At 41.6% G+C, this 1251-nt stretch carries 1 protein-coding gene; it reads left to right on the top strand.

Annotated elements, in window-relative coordinates; translation table 11 throughout:
* The first annotated feature begins 68 nt into the window (after positions 1-68).
* Positions 69-1210 (top strand): IS3 family transposase gene (locus tag EKC99_RS15265; protein ID WP_163152656.1). Its coding sequence is split into 2 segments (ribosomal slippage): positions 69-309 and positions 309-1210, totalling 1143 coding nucleotides; the frame shifts between segments, so codons are not numbered across the junction.
* Positions 1211-1251: the final 41 nt, after the last annotated feature.

Raw genomic sequence — 1251 nt, 5'->3', positions numbered from 1 at the left:
TAGTATAGTTTTATGGACAGCTTTTAGTTAACTCTCTATCATAAAAGATAAGAGAGGAAGTGTCCGATATGAAACAAAAAAAGAAATATAACGACGATTTTAAGAAGACAATCGTTGAACTCTATCACACGGGTAGTTCGGTGAGTGCGTTAAGCAGCGAATATGGCGTATCTGAAGTGACAATATACAAATGGATTAAGGCTTTGACCCCAATCAGTGAGGAAACGGGGAGCCTAACCCCTAAAGACATCGCTGCGATTCAGAAAGAAAATCTTCGCATGAAACAGGAGATCGAAATCTTAAAAAAGGCTATGGCCATATTCGCCAAAAAGTAACGGACAACGAGCTCATCGATTTGATTCATGAACAAAAAGAGAACTATCCCATTCAAGTGATGTGTGAGGTACTTGACGTTCCTAGAAGTACTTACTACCAATCCTTGGAGCATATGGAATCGAATCGTGACCGTGAGAATAGGCAACTCACGGAAGAGATCCATCGAATTCACAAGGAGAGCAAAGCACGCTATGGGGCTCCAAAGATTCATCAATCCCTCCTTAAGGTGGGATACGCCGTGAGCCTTAAACGTGTTCAACGGCTGATGAAGAAGGCAGGAATTCGATCCATCACCGTGAAGAAGTTCCGTCCGCAAAAGAGTCAAGGAACGATCATGGAACGCACGAATCACCTAGAGCAAGATTTTACAACTACCACCATTAATGAAAAATGGGTGGCTGACATCACCTATATTCATACGCTTAGGGATGGCTGGTGTTACTTGGCGTCTGTCTTAGACCTGCATTCTAAAAAAATTGTCGGATACTCTTTCTCTCGTTCCATGACAACAGACCTTGTGCTTCAAGCTCTACATAATGCAGTGACAACGCAACATCCTGATCCAGGCCTCATCATCCACACAGATCTAGGAACACAGTATACGAGTGAAGCTTTTGAAAGAGCAGTTAAATCCTACGGGATGAAGCAATCATTTAGCCGTAAAGGATGTCCATATGATAACGCTTGTATTGAATCCTTCCATGCGATTTTAAAGAAAGAAGAAGTCCATCAGGTTAAGTATCTTGACTATGATTCTGCTAAACGAGCTCTATTTCAATATATTGAGGGCTGGTACAATCGTAAACGTATTCACAGCCATTTAGGTTACAGAACTCCACAAGAAGTAGAAGATCAAGCACGTCAGTCAGCATAACGAGTTAACTTTTTTCTGTCCAATATATTGACTCAGGTCCA

The sequence above is a fragment of the Anoxybacillus sp. MB8 genome, from assembly GCF_011006755.1.
Lineage (GTDB): Bacteria > Bacillota > Bacilli > Bacillales > Anoxybacillaceae > Anoxybacillus > Anoxybacillus gonensis.
Note: the sequence above shows the minus strand (reverse complement) of the source record. Positions and strands in the feature narration are given on the sequence as shown.